The 14,684-nt window shown below is 55.3% G+C and carries 14 protein-coding genes; all 14 read left to right on the forward strand.

Annotated elements, in window-relative coordinates:
- The first annotated feature begins 9 nt into the window (after positions 1 to 9).
- Complete coding sequence (locus EHV15_RS23440) at positions 10 to 1,656, forward strand: AraC family transcriptional regulator (RefSeq protein WP_128633350.1); 1,647 nt, start codon at positions 10 to 12, stop codon at positions 1,654 to 1,656.
- A 120-nt stretch (positions 1,657 to 1,776) separates the two neighbouring features.
- A complete protein-coding gene (locus tag EHV15_RS23445) occupies positions 1,777 to 2,772 on the forward strand; it encodes an ABC transporter substrate-binding protein (RefSeq protein ID WP_128633351.1) in 996 nt (331 codons plus the stop codon).
- Between the two features lie 4 nt (positions 2,773 to 2,776).
- Complete coding sequence (locus EHV15_RS23450; protein WP_128635497.1) at positions 2,777 to 3,814, forward strand: FecCD family ABC transporter permease; 1,038 nt, start codon at positions 2,777 to 2,779, stop codon at positions 3,812 to 3,814.
- 64 nt (positions 3,815 to 3,878) lie between these two features.
- Positions 3,879 to 4,835 (forward strand): FecCD family ABC transporter permease, encoded by a 957-nt coding sequence (locus EHV15_RS23455; protein WP_128635496.1) that lies wholly within the window; start codon positions 3,879 to 3,881, stop codon positions 4,833 to 4,835.
- Positions 4,836 to 4,847: 12 nt separating this feature from the next.
- The gene (locus tag EHV15_RS23460) at positions 4,848 to 5,741 is read left to right on the forward strand and encodes an alpha/beta hydrolase (RefSeq protein ID WP_128633352.1); all 894 of its coding nucleotides are present in this window, start codon (positions 4,848 to 4,850) and stop codon (positions 5,739 to 5,741) included.
- A 584-nt stretch (positions 5,742 to 6,325) separates the two neighbouring features.
- On the forward strand, positions 6,326 to 7,276 hold the full coding sequence (locus EHV15_RS23465; RefSeq protein WP_128633353.1) for a hypothetical protein: 951 nt from the start codon (positions 6,326 to 6,328) through the stop codon (positions 7,274 to 7,276).
- A gap of 88 nt (positions 7,277 to 7,364) precedes the next feature.
- Positions 7,365 to 8,123, forward strand: a complete 759-nt coding sequence (locus EHV15_RS23470) for an ABC transporter ATP-binding protein (RefSeq protein ID WP_128633354.1) — start codon at positions 7,365 to 7,367, stop codon at positions 8,121 to 8,123.
- The gene (locus EHV15_RS23475; RefSeq protein WP_128633355.1) at positions 8,095 to 8,844 is read left to right on the forward strand and encodes an ABC transporter permease; all 750 of its coding nucleotides are present in this window, start codon (positions 8,095 to 8,097) and stop codon (positions 8,842 to 8,844) included. The genes EHV15_RS23470 and EHV15_RS23475 overlap by 29 nt, the downstream gene beginning before the upstream one ends.
- A gap of 35 nt (positions 8,845 to 8,879) precedes the next feature.
- Positions 8,880 to 10,394 carry a sensor histidine kinase gene (locus EHV15_RS23480; protein ID WP_128633356.1) on the forward strand — a complete coding sequence of 505 codons (1,515 nt, stop codon included), beginning with the start codon at positions 8,880 to 8,882 and terminating at the stop codon, positions 10,392 to 10,394.
- Positions 10,391 to 11,083 (forward strand): response regulator transcription factor, encoded by a 693-nt coding sequence (locus tag EHV15_RS23485; RefSeq protein ID WP_128633357.1) that lies wholly within the window; start codon positions 10,391 to 10,393, stop codon positions 11,081 to 11,083. The genes EHV15_RS23480 and EHV15_RS23485 overlap by 4 nt, the downstream gene beginning before the upstream one ends.
- Before the next feature lie 139 nt (positions 11,084 to 11,222).
- On the forward strand, positions 11,223 to 12,272 hold the full coding sequence (locus EHV15_RS23490; protein WP_128633358.1) for an ABC transporter ATP-binding protein: 1,050 nt from the start codon (positions 11,223 to 11,225) through the stop codon (positions 12,270 to 12,272).
- Positions 12,265 to 13,068, forward strand: coding sequence for an ABC transporter permease (locus EHV15_RS23495; RefSeq protein WP_128633359.1), 804 nt, complete (start codon positions 12,265 to 12,267; stop codon positions 13,066 to 13,068). The genes EHV15_RS23490 and EHV15_RS23495 overlap by 8 nt, the downstream gene beginning before the upstream one ends.
- 7 nt (positions 13,069 to 13,075) lie before the next feature.
- A complete protein-coding gene (locus tag EHV15_RS23500) occupies positions 13,076 to 13,861 on the forward strand; it encodes an ABC transporter permease (protein WP_128633360.1) in 786 nt (261 codons plus the stop codon).
- Positions 13,862 to 14,244: 383 nt separating this feature from the next.
- Positions 14,245 to 14,493 (forward strand): winged helix-turn-helix domain-containing protein, encoded by a 249-nt coding sequence (locus EHV15_RS38415; RefSeq protein ID WP_425464486.1) that lies wholly within the window; start codon positions 14,245 to 14,247, stop codon positions 14,491 to 14,493.
- Positions 14,494 to 14,684: the final 191 nt, after the last annotated feature.

Here is a 14,684-nt window from a genome sequence, read left to right on the forward strand (position 1 = left end):
TGTCGGAACATGAAGCAGGCGAAAAATGACTTGAAACTAAGAAAGCTGGGTGAGTTATCATTCCGGCTTCGTTCCGTTGAGAACGTAAAGGGCGATACCGGAAGTGTCTTAAGGCAGCAACTGGCCATGTCATTTGTTTTGATCGTGGCGGTTCGGGGCAGCGTGCGGCTGATCGTCGACCAGGAGCCGGTGGAGCTGGACCGGGGCAGCATTTTTCTCGGGGGTCCCGGACAGACTTTTGGCGCTGACGAGCGCAGCGGGGAGGCCGAGCTGTATGTTTTTTATTTCGATGTGTTCGCCTTTCCGCAGCCGGAACATAGCGGGGAGCGGAGTTGCCCCCGGATGGACCGGTCTTCCGAAGCGCTGCCGTATCCGGGAAAAATGTTCGTTTATCCTTACGATCAACTGGCGACGATGAGCGCCGATCTGTATCAGACATGGCATGGCGAGGACGAGATGGGGCATTTTCGCTGTCAGATCGATTTGCAGGAGATGCTTTTTTACATATACCGCAACCGCAGGTCGAAGCCAGAGAACGCCGGCGCGGCCGTGGAATACGCCAAACGTTACATCGAGGAGCATTACGCCGAGCCGATTACGATCGAGCGGCTGGCCCGGATCGCGGAGCTTAGCCCGAAATATTTCGTGGAGTTATACAAGAAAAAATACGGCAAAAGCGCGATTGAATACGTCACGGAACTGCGGATACGGCGGGCGAAGCGGCTGATGGCGGGGTCCCCGGCCAAGCTGCGCGACATCGCGCATATGATCGGCTATACGGACGAATTTTATTTTAGCCGCAAGTTCAAACAGGCCATCGGCGTATCGCCGTCCGCCTACATGCAAAGCAGCCGCAGGAAGCTGGCGGCCTACAGCCCGCCAGTGCTCGGCTATCTGGTCCCGCTCGGGATTTTGCCTCACGCGGCACCGCTCCATCCGAAGTGGACGGAATACTATTACCGCGAGTTCAGCAGCGAAATCCCGGTCCAGTTCAGCGCCTACCGTTACAATGAGGACTGGCGCGCCAATCTGGAGCAGCTTCGGCAAATTTCCGCCGATCTGATTCTCGCCGCCGAGACGATTTCGGCGGAAGAACGCAGCGAACTGGAACGAATTGCCCCAGTGAAGCTGCTTGCCGTATCGCGTCTCGGCTGGCGGGAGCAGTTTGCTTCGCTGGCCGCGGATTTGGGCGAAACGTGGCAGGCCGGAAAATGGCTGGAAGATTATTCTTTTCAGTTGAACCGGACGAAGGAGCTGCTGCCGCTTGTGCTCCGCAAGGAGACGGTGGCCGTCATCCGCATGATGAACGAAAGCCTGTTTCTGCATTGCAATCGCGGCATGGCCGGGTTATTGTATGGCGATTTGGAGCTGATTCCCGCTTATGCCGGGGAGTCGGATGTTTACAACCTGCCGGTAAGCCTGGAGGAGCTAAAACGAATCAATCCCGGCTATATTTTGATGATGGTGCGTCAGGACAGCGGAACGATCGATGCGTGGGCAAGCTTGCAAACGGATCGGGACTGGCTGGCGCTTCCCGCAGTTGAACGGCAAAGAGTACGCATGCTGTCCTCGGACCCGTGGCTCGAATATTCTCCGCATGCCCACCTGCGTATGCTGGAGCAGCTTGTCCGGTTGTTTCCGGGAGAAAGTCCATAATTGTTCCGAAGATTATCCATGGCAAAGTGAACGTCCTCTTTTTATAATCGACAATGATAATCATTATCATATACATGCGATGATGGTCTTGTCTGCATATGGAAAGGGGTCTACGGAGAGATGAAAAAGTTGACTTGGGCGACGTTGGTTGTCCTGCTGTTTACAGGGGTGTTAACGGCGTGCGGGTCCGGGGGAAGCGATGGAGCGGGGGCGCAGCAAAACGCCGCGGGGAACGCGAATGCCGCTTCGGCGAATACGCCGGCTGCCGGGACGGGAACGCGTACGATTGAATATTTGGGCCAGACCTACGAGGTTCCGGCCAAAGTGGAACGGGTCGTTATCACCGGCTCGATGGAAGCGATGGAGGACGCCCTGGTGCTGGACGTGCATCCGGTAGGCGCGATTACGTTCGGCGGAGCTTTTCCGGAGCGCTTTGCGGCGATTACGGATCAGGCGGAATCGATTGGGGAGAAAACCCAGCCCAATTTCGAGACGATTCTGAAGCTTAAACCGGACGTTATTCTCGGCTCGACGAAATTTCCCGCAGAGGTAGCGGAGAAGCTCGGCAAAATCGCGCCGGCCATTCTCGTCTCGCATTTGGCCGTCGACTGGGAAGCGAATTTGAACCTGCTTGCGGAATTGACGGGAAAGCAGGCTGAAGCCGAAAAGGCGATCTCGGAGTACCAAAGCGACTTGGAGAAAGCCAAAGCGGAACTGACCGGGAAGCTCCAGGATCAAAACGTGCTGGCGGTGCGGATACGTACCGGGAAGCTGTTTATCTATCCGGAAACGGTGTTTTTCAATCCGATTTTGTACGCTGACCTTGGCTTGAAAACGCCGGCTGAGGTTGCCGCGGCCAAAGCGCAGGAAGAAGTGACGATCGAGCAGTTTGCCGCGATGAACCCGGATTATTTGTTCATTCAGTTTGCGAGTGATGAGAACCAGGAAACGAAGACGGCGCTGGATGAATTTTTGGAAGACCCGATCGTCAAAAACATAAATGCGGTGAAGAACGGCAAAGTGTTCGTGAACGTGATCGATCCGCTTGCGGAAGGAGGCCCTGCGTGGAGCCGGATCGAATTTCTGAAGGCGGCGCAGGCACGGCTTGCCGAGTAATGGAATGAACGGGGATATTCGAACCGAGACGCCGGCGGGAATACGCAAGCTGAGAAACGCAGGCCTTCTGGCCCTGGGCGTTCTGCTCATCGCCGTCACGATCGCGGGATCGGTGCTGCACGGAACGAAGCCGATCACCTACGATGAGGTATGGGACGCCGTCGTTCATTTTGATGCCGGCAATATCGATCATCAGATCGTCCGGACGTCCCGGATTCCCCGCGCGGTCGGCGCGCTGCTGATCGGAGCGATGCTGGCCGTTTCCGGGGCCTTGATGCAGGGGATCACCAGAAATCCGCTGGCCTCGCCTTCGATTATGGGGATTTCGGACGGTTCGGCGTTTGCGGTCACCTTGTGTATGGCGTTTATGCCGGGGACGACGAATATGGGGATGATCGGGTATTCCCTGGCGGGCTCGGCGCTTGGCGCGTGCCTCGTTTTCGGCTTGTCCAGGGTGCTGCCCGGCGGCTCCTCTCCGGTCATGATGGCGGTGCTGGGGACGATTTTGGGCACTTTTCTCGGCGGGGTGTCCCAGGCGCTGGCCAGTTATTTTCAGGTATCGCAAAATATCAGCTTCTGGTACAACGCCCGGCTGCACGATATCGCTCCGGATATGCTCTGGCTGGCCGTTCCTTGCGGGATCTTCGGACTGCTGCTGGCCCTGCTCTTGGCCCGCCCGGTAACGGCGCTCGCGCTGGGGGACGAGCTGGCGTCGGAACTGGGGCTGAACGTCAAGCTGATCAAAGCGGCGGCGATGCTCAGCGTCGTTGTCATGACCGGCGCTGCCGTGGCGATCGCGGGGAAAATCGCCTTCGTCGGCTTGATCATGCCGCATATTACGCGTCTGCTGGTAGGCCCGGATTACCGGAGGGTAATTCCGTTTGCGGCGCTGCTTGGCGCTTTGTTTTTGGCTTGGTGCGATTTGCTCAGCCGGTTTCTGAATCCGCCGTTCGAGGTGCCGGTCGGCGTCGTTACCGCGCTGTTTGGCGTGCCTTATTTCCTCTACTTGATCAAGACGAGAGGAGGGGAAAAAAGTGAGTAGGCCATATTCTTCGGCGCGGTTTTGGCTGGTTTTTTCCGTCTGCTGCGGCCTCGCGTTATGCGGGATGTACCTCAGCCTCACGAACGGGTCGTTTGATCTGTCGGTTCGCGACGTCTTCGGGACGCTGCTGCGCATCGATCCGCAGCAGGATCACGATCTGGTCATCTTCGATTTCCGGCTGCCGCGGATCTTGATCGCCGCATTGGTCGGCTGCGGCCTTGGCGTGGCCGGCGCCGCGCTGCAGGGGATCACGCGAAATTCGCTCGCCGATCCCGGCATCCTGGGCATTCATGCCGCCGCGGGGACGGCGGTGGTTTTGTTTATGTTCTTTCTGCAGGGGCCGGTGAATGGCGGCGGTTTTAGCTCGGTTTTATCGATGCCGCTGTTTGGCTGGATCGGCGGTCTCGCCGCGGCGGCGTTGCTGTATTTCTTTTCCGGCCGTAATGGAGTCATCGACCCTCAGCGTTTGATCCTCGTCGGCATCGCGCTTGGCTCGGGCTTCGGCGCCATTACATTGTACGTGTCCCTGAAAATGAACCCCCAGGACTTCGAAATGGCGACGGTATGGCTGACGGGCAGCATTTACGGGGCCAATTGGGAGCAGGTGCTGACGACGCTGCCGTGGCTGCTGGTGCTCATCCCGATCATTTGGTGCAAAGCGGGCGTGCTCGATGTGATGCAGCTGCATGAGACGAGCGTCGTCGGCTTAGGGGTGCGTGCGGGAGCCCAGCGGCGGTGGCTGCTGGTTTGCAGCATCGGGCTTGTCAGCGCCTGCGTATCCGTGTCGGGCAGCATCGGCTTTGTCGGGCTGATCGCCCCGCATATCGCCCGGCGGCTGGTCGGCATCCACTACCGGTATGTGGTTCCCGCCTGCGGAGCGATCGGGATGGTGATGGTCATCCTCGGCGACTTGATCGGCAGGACGGTGTTTGCGCCAGCCGAGCTGCCCGTGGGCATCGTTATCTCGATCATCGGGGTGCCTTATTTCGTTTACCAATTATATCGGGCAAGAAAAAGATAGGAGGGCGCTACCTTGGATTATACGCTGGAGAAACAGCCGTTTCGCATCCCCGGGGCGGAGCAATGGACGATGACGAGCTGCGGCGGGCGCGATTACCGCATCATGCTGTGGAAGCCGGAGGTGGAGGCGCCGGAGGGCGGCTTTCCGGTGATTTATTTGCTGGACGCCAACGCCTGTTTTGGGGCGATGGCGGAGGCGGTGCGCATGCATGCGCGCGGACCCCATCGGCTGGAAGCTTCTATCGTCGTTGGCATCGGGTATGAGACGGATCGGCCGTTTGACACGGACGCCCGTTTTTACGATTTTACGATCCATGCGGATCAGGAGGAGCTGCCGCAGCGCCCGATTGATGTACCGTGGCCGAAAACCGGGGGAGCGGAGCAGTTCCTGGCGTTTATCGAAGAGGAGTTAAAACCGCTTATCGAGCGGGCGCTGCCGATTAACCGCACCCGTCAAACGCTGTTCGGCCACTCGCTGGGCGGCTGGTTTGTGCTGTATACGCTGTTTGCGCGGCCCCGGGCTTTTCAACATTATGCCGCCGGAAGCCCGTCGATCTGGTGGAAAAATCGCTATATCGTTCCGGTTGCGGAACAGTCGGTTCGGCGATGGAGGGAGGCGGGGCTGGCGGCAGATGCTGGCTTCGCCGCGGATTCCGCAGGAGAGAAGCCGCTCATCGGGCTTTATCTGGGCGTCGGCAGCCTGGAAAAGCCGCATATGATCGAAGACGCCAAAGCGATGTTCGAACGGCTGTCGGCCGCCTGCATCCCCGGGATCCACGTGTCTTACACATGCTTCACGGAGGAAAGCCATCTATCGGTGTTGTTTCCGTTCATCGTCCGGGTGATCCGCAGCACGCTTAAGCCGTGCGTCGGGGAAGCGTTAAGTTTGTCACCACAGTCACCGTGACGCACCAGCCAGCCGGAAATCTAACTGTTGTATCAGCCACTATTTTTCGAAAAAAGGCCTTTTCTAAATCCTAACGGTTGTGAACGACGTTATTTGCCTTGATCTAGGTGAAAATGGACGGTTTTAAATGAAATAAGCGCCAGGGCAACCGTTAGAATTTGCAATCAACGTTTTTGGAATAAATAGCGCTTGTGGCAACCGTTAGAATGGTTCTAAGGTTCAGAATTGTTGCAGCGTTAGGGAATACTTTGTCCGCTACTTTGGAAATCCCGCGATTCACACATCCGCCGTACAACTCTCCATCACACTTGATATACAACACTTTGACTACACCCTGTAATATGCCTTATTACTACGCCCCGCCTTTTTCGGCATCACTGCTCACCTCCAGGCTTTCTCGCCATTCGCTTATCCTCCTACTTCCGCACCGGTATGTCGTGCCGTCCGCTTTTTTTATACTTTTTTAAGAATTCGTTTAGAGGCGTTTTAGACCTGGCGATTATGCTTAATGACAGGAAGTTCAGTTCAGGCATGCCGCGCTTCCGAACATCCGATAAACCAAAGTTTAAGAAAGGAAGAACGCCATGAATAAAACGAAAATATGGATCAAGCGGGGGACGGTGTTCGGCCTCGGGGCCGCTCTGCTGCTGGCCAGCGGACTGTCCGCGATGGCAGGAACGTCCGGGTACGAAACGTACAAATCCGCCCTGAAACATACGATTTCGGCTGAAAGCTTGACAAATCAGGGAACCATCGTCGTGACCGACAACGGCAAGCAGATTTTCCGCGCCGATCTGGAGGCGAAACGAAACAAAGAGACAAACGGGATGAGCGCAAGCGCAAAGTTCACCGTAACGGGGGCATCGGAAAGCCAAACCATGCAGGCCTTCAAGCAGGGTGAAAAAGCAATCCTCCACGAAGGGGATTCGGATACGTACCGGGTAATGAACTTGGGTGAAAACAAGCGGGAAGCGGGCAGTGGGGAGTTTGCGCCTCCGCAGCACGCGGAACAGTTCATCGAAGCCCTGATGGGCAATGTGAAGGACCTGGCGACGGTTGAGGAGCTTCCTTCCGGCGTGAAGCAAGCGTCCCTGCATCTGTCCGGCAGCCAAATCCCGGCGGTTGTACAAGCGGCCGGATCGCTGGCGGCGAGCCATCTGACGGCCGGCCCGAAGTTCCACGGGCAGATGGGGGCAGAAGGCCGGATGGCGGGAAATGACAGCGAAACCGCCCAGAAGGATGGCTTGGCTCATCCCTCCATGCCCAAGGTGGATTTTCCCGAGTTGACGGATAACGTTAAAGTGGAGGATATCCAATTTGACGCCGAAATCAGCCCGGAACAATACATTAAGCACCAGCAAGGGAAAATTACCATCAGCGGCACCGATAAAGCGGGCGACAAGCATGAACTGGTCATCTCCATTGATTGCGATTTGTCCGGATTCGGCCAGACAACGCCCGATACGGTTGATTTGACCGGGAAGCAGGTGGAGACGATCGAACGGAACGGTCATACGCCGCCGTGGCATCGTTAACGCCGCTGAGGAAGACCCGTTCCTAGCGGGCGGACAGCGCCGGGCAACCATGGCCCGGCGCTGCTTATACTAAGGGAGGGAAACTGTCATGGACGCCTTATTGAGCGTAAATCACGTGACCAAGCGATTCCGCAATCAGCGCGGAATTCACGATATTAGCTTTAACGTACACGCCGGTGAAATCGTCGGGCTGTTCGGCCAAAACGGGGCCGGCAAAACGACGCTGCTCAAGACGATCACCGGGTTGTGCCGTCCCGACGCGGGAACGGTGGGCCTGTTCGGGTTGGACCCGGAAACGCGGTTTGAGCAAGCGATGGCCCAGGTTGGCTGCGTGATCGAGACGGCCGATGCATACGAATACATGACCGGCTATCAAAATTTGCGCCAGGTGGCGCGGTTTTACCCTGGGGTAACGGCGGCCCGGCTTGATGAAGTGCTGGAGCTGGTAGGCCTCGCCCCTTTCAAACACGAGCGGGCCAAGCAGTATTCGCTGGGGATGAAGCAGCGGCTGGCGCTCGCCGCAGCGCTGCTGCACCATCCCCGGATGGTCATCCTCGACGAGCCGACCAACGGGCTGGATATCGGAGGGATGGCGGAATTTCGGAACACGATGGAACGGTTATCCCGCCAGGAAGGGATCGCTTTTCTCGTGTCCAGCCACATGATCAGCCATCTTGAGCCGATCGCAACGCATATCGGAATTCTCCATCACGGCGAGCTGCTGCGGTTTGGCGGCCGGTTTCAGCTGATTCCGCCGGGAATGACGCTGGAAGAGTATTATTTAAATACGATTGGAGCCGGAAAGGAGGCGGAAAGCCGTGAGCAGTTTGCTGGCGAGTTGGCATAATGAACTGGAAAAGCTGTGGCTGAAAAAAAGCACAAAGGCGATGTTGGGGCTGGCGGTGATTGTCCCCTTGATGCTGACGCTGTTGACGCGGTTTTTGAACGATGCCGCCGGGCTTGGCGCCGCGCTTAGCGGGCAGGCTGCCCTTTTGACACTGAACCTGTTTACCGGCATCCTGCTGCCGTTATATTTGGCGATGTCGGCGGTGGAGTTGTTTGCCGGCGAAACGGCGGCGCGTACAATTAAGCTGGCTTTGGTGCGCCCGGTGACGCGCGCCAAGCTGTTCGCCTCCAAAGTGCTGGCTTTGGCTGCGTTTACGGCCATCATTTTGGCTGCCGCCTGGCTGGCTTCATCCGTTTGCGGCCTATGGGCCGGTTCGGCTGATCCGCTGGCGGAGTGGGCGGAAAGTACGATCGCCTACGCGGTATCCGTGGTACCGATGCTGGCCGTTAGCCTGGCGGCCGTCTGGATCGCCCAGTATTTTGCCGGCAGCGCCGCCGCGCTGGGCTGCGCCGTCCTCGTCTACCTTGCCGGCAAGCTGCTGCCGCTTTTTTATCCGCCGCTGGCCCTGTGGTCGCTATATTCCTATACCGATTGGCATTTGTTATGGGGCGGAGGCGGGGCGCCTGCCGGCAAGCTGCTGTCATCTTTTTTCATTCTGCTCGCTTATAGTATGATGGCATATATAGGCGGCCTCGCCACTTTTGAACGAAAGTTGTTTTAACGAAGTACATCTCACCTGAAGGGGACTTTTCGCGCATGACGATCCGACGCAGACTTATCCTTTCCTATGTAGCCATGGTGCTTATTCCGCTGTTTTTGATCCTGATCATTGGGATGATTCTCACCCGCGTGTTTTTTGGCGGTGAAGCGGGCGACGGCAATAAAGAGGGCATCTTTCCTATGCATGGCGCCGCCTTTTCTCAGGTTTGGGAAACGATCAACCAAAGAGAACAGGTGATGAACGGGGTAAAATTCATCGCGGAGCATGATCCCGGGCTGCTTGCGGACAATGAATTTCTAACGGAGACGGACAAAACGCTCCAGGGGCTGCAAGCCGGTCTGGTCGTCGTCAAAAACGGAGAGGTGCTGTTCGCCTCATCCGGCGTGAACCGCGAAGGGCTGGAAGACGATTTAAGCAAGGTCGGGACTGGCGGCGAGCGGCGGCACAGCGGATGGATAAAAGAGCCGAAGGTGAACGGCCGCTACAATGCGGAGCGGGTCGATTTCGTTTTTGCCGGCCAAAGCCCGGGCTCGCTGTATTTGCTTTCCGATTTGAATCCGGTTTTCAACAAAATGTCGCAGTTTATGCCGACGCTGTTTTTGTCCCTGTTGATCGTCATCGCCTTCACTAACTTGCTGCTGACGTTTTTCGTATCCCGCAGCATCATTCGCCCTCTGTATACGTTAAAGCATGCAGCGGAACGGATTAAGGAAGGGGAACTGGACCAGCCGCTCGAACTAAAGCGCAGGGACGAATTCGGCGAAGTTGGGGAGGCGTTCGAGGAAATGCGGGAACGGCTGAAAGCGTCGATCCGGCTGCAGCTCCAATACGAGGAAAACCGCAAAGAGCTGATCTCAAACATTTCCCATGATCTGAAAACCCCGATTACCGGAATTAAAGCGTGCGTCGAGGGACTGCGCGACGGAATCGCCGATACGGAGGAGAAGCGGGATAAGTATATCGCCATGATCGGCCAAAAAACGGCGGACATGGACCGGCTGATCGAGGAGCTGTTCCTGTTCTCCAAGCTGGATTTAAAGCGGCTGCCGTTTCATTTTGAACCGGTCGATTTGCATCGGTACCTGGAGGAATGGGCGGAGGAATTAAAGACCGATCCGAGATACAAAGACGTGCACATTGATTTCCGCTCCAAGCTGGCGGGGCCGCTGCCGGTTTTGGCCGACCGGGATAAACTGAAGCGGGTGCTGATGAATATCGGCGGCAACAGTCTGCAATATATGAATAAGCCGGAGAAGGACTTGCGTATCGAGCTGGATGCCCGGCCGCGCGAAGCGATCATCCGCATCGCGGACAACGGGGCCGGCATCGCCGGCGAGGCGCTGCCGCACGTGTTCGAGCGCTTTTACCGGGCTGAGTCCGCCCGGAGTTCGACGACCGGAGGCAGCGGTCTGGGGCTGGCGATCGTGCGGCAGATCGTCGAGGAGCATGGCGGGAACGTGCGGGCGGACAGCGCGGTTGGCGAAGGAACGGCGATCTCTTTTACGCTGCCGCGGCGGGGAAATTTACCGATGGGCGGTGAACAGGAATGAAGCGAATTTTGATTATCGAGGACGACCCGGTGATCGCCGAGGTCGAGCGCGACTATTTGACGGCAAGCGGCTACCTCGCGGAAATCGCCCCAACCGGAGACACGGGACTCAAGCGGGCGATGGAGGAATCATTTGATCTAATCGTGCTTGACTTAATGCTGCCGGGCACAGACGGTTTTGAAATCTGCCGGCGGGTCCGGGAGGCCAAGGATATTCCAATCCTGATGGTTTCCGCCAAAAAAGAAGATATCGATAAAATCCGCGGCCTTGGCCTGGGCGCCGATGATTACGTCATTAAACCGTTCAGCCTCGGCGAGCTGATGGCCCGGGTCAAGGCCCACCTCAGCCGCTATGAGCGCCTGACGGGCGGCATTCGGACGAAGGAGCAGGATGAACTGCGCATCCGCGGCCTCCGCATCGACAAATTGTCGCGGAAAGTTTGGGCGGACGGCACGGAGTTGTCGCTTACCGGCAAGGAATACGATTTGTTGTTGTTTTTGGCGATGCACCCGAACCGGGTGTTTACAAAAGACGAGTTGTTCGAAAAAATATGGGGCATGGACTCGCTGGGCGATGTCGCCTCCGTAACGGTGTATATCAGCAAATTAAGGGAGAAAATCGAGCGGGATCCGTCCAAACCGCAATATATTGAGACAATCTGGGGCGTCGGCTACCGCTTCAATTTATAAAGGTAGTTCAAAAAGTCCGCTTTCCCGACTTTTTGAACTTGACTAACTTTTGAATCCGCGCTTATAGGGACTGGTGCTTTGATGGAAGTTACTATATAATTTTTAGCGGGCTAAAATTTATATACAAGCGAGGGATGACATGGCTGCCATTGAAGTGCAAGACTTGCGCAAAACGTTTAAAGTGCAGAAAAATCGCGGAGGCCTCAAAGGGGCCTTCCTTGATTTGTTTAAGAGGGAGTACAACGAAGTGGCCGCCGTTAAAGATATTTCTTTTCAGATTCCGGAGGGGGAAATCTGCGGTTATATCGGGGAAAACGGGGCCGGCAAATCAACGACGATCAAAATGCTGACCGGCATCCTGGTGCCGACTTCGGGACATTTGAAGGTAGGGGGCTTTGTGCCCTATACCGAGCGCGAGAAGTTCGTGCAGCATATCGGCGTCGTGTTCGGACAGCGCAGCCAGCTATGGTGGGACATCGGCGTGATTGAATCGTTCGAGCTGCTGCGCAAGGTGTACCGCGTGCCGCAGGCCGACTATAAGAAGCGGTTGGACGAGCTGGTGGAACGGCTGCAGCTGCAGGAGCTGCTGAACCGCCCGGTGCGCAAGCTGAGCCTGGGCCAACGGATGCGCTGCGAGCTCGTCGCCGCGCTGCTGCACAATCCGTCGATCGTGTTCCTCGACGAACCGACAATCGGCCTGGACATCGTGGTCAAATCGGAAATCCGTGATTTCCTGAAAGATATGAACCGCGAGCACGGAACGACGATTCTGCTGACCACGCACGACCTGCAGGATATCGAGGCGCTGTGCTCCCGGGTCATCATGCTTGACGACGGCCGGATCATTTACGACGGCGGGCTGGAGGAGCTCAAAAACCGCTGGGGGACAGGCAGGGAGGTGCTGTTCCAATTCGGGACGGCGACCAAACTCGATCAGCTCCGGTCCTGGACCGGTTCGCTGCCGGTGGTTTGGACGGCGGAAAACGATTTGAACGCCAAAGTATGGATTCCCCTCAACATCGGCGTGTCCGAGGTGCTGGGGCAAGTCGTCGGCAAAGCGGACATCACCGATATCAAAATCATCGAGACGAATACCGACGAAATCGTACGCAGCATCTACCAAGCCGGTACGGCGGAGAAAAAAACGGACGAGCCGGCTGAAAGTGAAGGTGCGGTGGTCCATGTCTAACACCTTAGGAGCTTACATCGATTTCATCCGCATCCGCTTTTTGACGATGCTGGCTTACCGGGTGAATTATTATTCAGGCATTTTGATTTATACGCTGAACATCGGGGTTTATTATTTTACGTGGAAGGCGATCTATGGCGGGGGCGGCGAGCTTGGCGGCTTTACCGCTTCGCAGATGACGACGTATCTGGCTGTATCGTGGATGGCGAGAGCTTTTTATTTCAACAATCTCGACCGGGAAATCTCCACGGATATCCGCGACGGCAGCATCGCCATCCAGTTCATTCGCCCTTATAACTATGTGCTCGTCAAGATGATGCAGGGCCTCGGCGAAGGGATGTTCCGCTTTCTGATGCTGATGATTCCCGGCATGGCCGTGGCCATGCTGCTGTATCCGGTGAAGCTGCCGACGGCGCCATCCGCCTGGGCGGGGTTCCTCGTGATGCTGTTCTTCAGCTTCCTGATCAATTCGCAGCTCAACATTATCACTGGGCTGATGGCTTTTTTCGTGGAAAACAACGAAGGCTTTATGCGTATGAAACGTGTCGTCGTCGATCTGTTTTCGGGGCTCATCATTCCGATCAGCCTGTTTCCGTCCTGGCTTTCGGGGCCCATGAATTACCTGCCATTTCAGGCGATCACCTATTTGCCGGGCTCCGTGTTTACGGGCCGGATTCAAGGCGCCTCGATTTGGAGCGTGCTGGGCATTCAGGTTGTCTGGTTCGTCATTTTGCTGATTCCGATGGTTTGGCTGTATCATGCGTCGCGGCGGCGCCTGTTCGTTCAAGGAGGTTGAGAACAACATGTACTATTTGGGCCTCATTGGCGAATATTTGAAAAATTATATGAAAACCCGGCTGACCTATCGCGCGGATTTTTGGGTGGAGGTCATTTCCGATTTGCTGTTTCAGGCGACGAACCTGATTTTCATTTTTGTCATCTTCATGCATACCGACAGCCTCGGCGGCTGGAGCGAAAGCGAAGTGGTGTTCGTTTACGGCTTTTTTATGGTGCCGTTCGGGGTGTTCAGCTGTTTCGTCAATATGTGGAACTTCAGCGAACGTTATATCGTCAAAGGCGAAATGGACCGGATCATGACCCGGCCGGCCTACAACCTGTTCCAGATCTTCCTGGAAAACGTCGATCCGCCGGCGCTCGTCGGCTCAATCATCGGCTTGATCATCATGGGCGTCAGCGGGGCGCAGCTTGGCCTTGGCTTGGAGTGGTGGACGATTCCGGCCCTGCTCCTGTTCACTTTGAGCGCGGTTGCTATTTACACCGGGATTTACACGACGCTGACCTCGCTGTCGTTTTATTCCGACGCGCCGACCGGCATCTTGCCGCTGATGTACAACGTGCAGGGTTATGGACGTTATCCGGTAACGATTTACAACCGGGCGATTCAAGTGCTGCTAACCTGGATTTTGCCGTTCGCTTTCGTCGGCGTTTATCCGGCTTCGCTGTTTTTGCACCGGGAGGAGATGCAGATGATGGCCTGGCTCACTCCGGTCGTCGGCGTGGTTTTTCTGGCGATCGGGATCACCTCTTGGAACTATGGCGTGAAGCGGTACCGGGGAGCGGGATCTTAACTTTTGCCTATAAGGGAATATGTCTTTCGAAAATTCCGGATTATTGGTTATTCATAACCAGTGATCCGGTTTTTTTAAGATTATAGAATTTATAAGTTCTCAGCGGAGCTGAGCAATTCTATAATCGCAAGAAAAACCACCGCTAAACGCGGTCTGGCTTCCTTGAAAGTACTTCGATAGACGTTTTTCTTATAAAAATGTAAATAATCATAGTTGTAATGACTTTGTAACCGCCAGTGTAACCATTCTGTAAGGACAAGTCTCTATCTCTTATATTATTCTAATAATGGAAAATAGAGAGAGGAAACAAGAATATGAACCTGACAATCCATAAGTTGCCCCTTGGAAGAAATAGTTATATTGACTTTGATAAGTCTATTTTCATGAAAAATGATCTGCAATGTGCATTATCACATAGTGAGATTCTGTTGCTAACACGATTAACAGAGAACTTAGGTCATATCGTTCGGTATAATGAGCTCTTGTCTGTACTTTATACTGAAATAAGTGTAAGTGATTTGCAGGTGTACATAAGTCGGCTGAGGAAGAAGATTGAAGAAAATCCAAGAAAACCAAAGTATTTAATTTCAATAAAAGGAATCGGATATATGCTGACGGCAAATAGGAAGTAGGCATTTTTGTCGAATAACTTAAATGATTGAAAGTAATTCGACATGAAATGGCTATTATAATGAACGTGAAATAAATAACAGGAGATGTAGATAGAACGTGGCGATGCAGCTACTCGTGGTATTATTATAGTTTTTAATACAACAAAATAGGTTGTACCCGGGGACAATGTTTTGTTCCCGGGTTTCATAAC

The sequence above is a fragment of the Paenibacillus oralis genome, from assembly GCF_003863965.1.
GTDB classification, from domain to species: domain Bacteria; phylum Bacillota; class Bacilli; order Paenibacillales; family Paenibacillaceae; genus Fontibacillus; species Fontibacillus oralis.

Coding starts and splice junctions, on each gene's coding strand:
- EHV15_RS23490 (WP_128633358.1), top strand. CDS start 11,223: ATGGCTGCCATTGAAGTGCAAGACTTGCGCAAAACGTTTAAAGTGCAG.
- EHV15_RS23500 (WP_128633360.1), top strand. CDS start 13,076: ATGTACTATTTGGGCCTCATTGGCGAATATTTGAAAAATTATATGAAA.
- EHV15_RS23440 (WP_128633350.1), top strand. CDS start 10: ATGAAGCAGGCGAAAAATGACTTGAAACTAAGAAAGCTGGGTGAGTTA.
- EHV15_RS23445 (WP_128633351.1), top strand. CDS start 1,777: ATGAAAAAGTTGACTTGGGCGACGTTGGTTGTCCTGCTGTTTACAGGG.
- EHV15_RS23450 (WP_128635497.1), top strand. CDS start 2,777: ATGAACGGGGATATTCGAACCGAGACGCCGGCGGGAATACGCAAGCTG.
- EHV15_RS23465 (WP_128633353.1), top strand. CDS start 6,326: ATGAATAAAACGAAAATATGGATCAAGCGGGGGACGGTGTTCGGCCTC.
- EHV15_RS23455 (WP_128635496.1), top strand. CDS start 3,879: ATGTACCTCAGCCTCACGAACGGGTCGTTTGATCTGTCGGTTCGCGAC.
- EHV15_RS23480 (WP_128633356.1), top strand. CDS start 8,880: ATGACGATCCGACGCAGACTTATCCTTTCCTATGTAGCCATGGTGCTT.
- EHV15_RS23470 (WP_128633354.1), top strand. CDS start 7,365: ATGGACGCCTTATTGAGCGTAAATCACGTGACCAAGCGATTCCGCAAT.
- EHV15_RS23495 (WP_128633359.1), top strand. CDS start 12,265: ATGTCTAACACCTTAGGAGCTTACATCGATTTCATCCGCATCCGCTTT.
- EHV15_RS23485 (WP_128633357.1), top strand. CDS start 10,391: ATGAAGCGAATTTTGATTATCGAGGACGACCCGGTGATCGCCGAGGTC.
- EHV15_RS38415 (WP_425464486.1), top strand. CDS start 14,245: ATGAAAAATGATCTGCAATGTGCATTATCACATAGTGAGATTCTGTTG.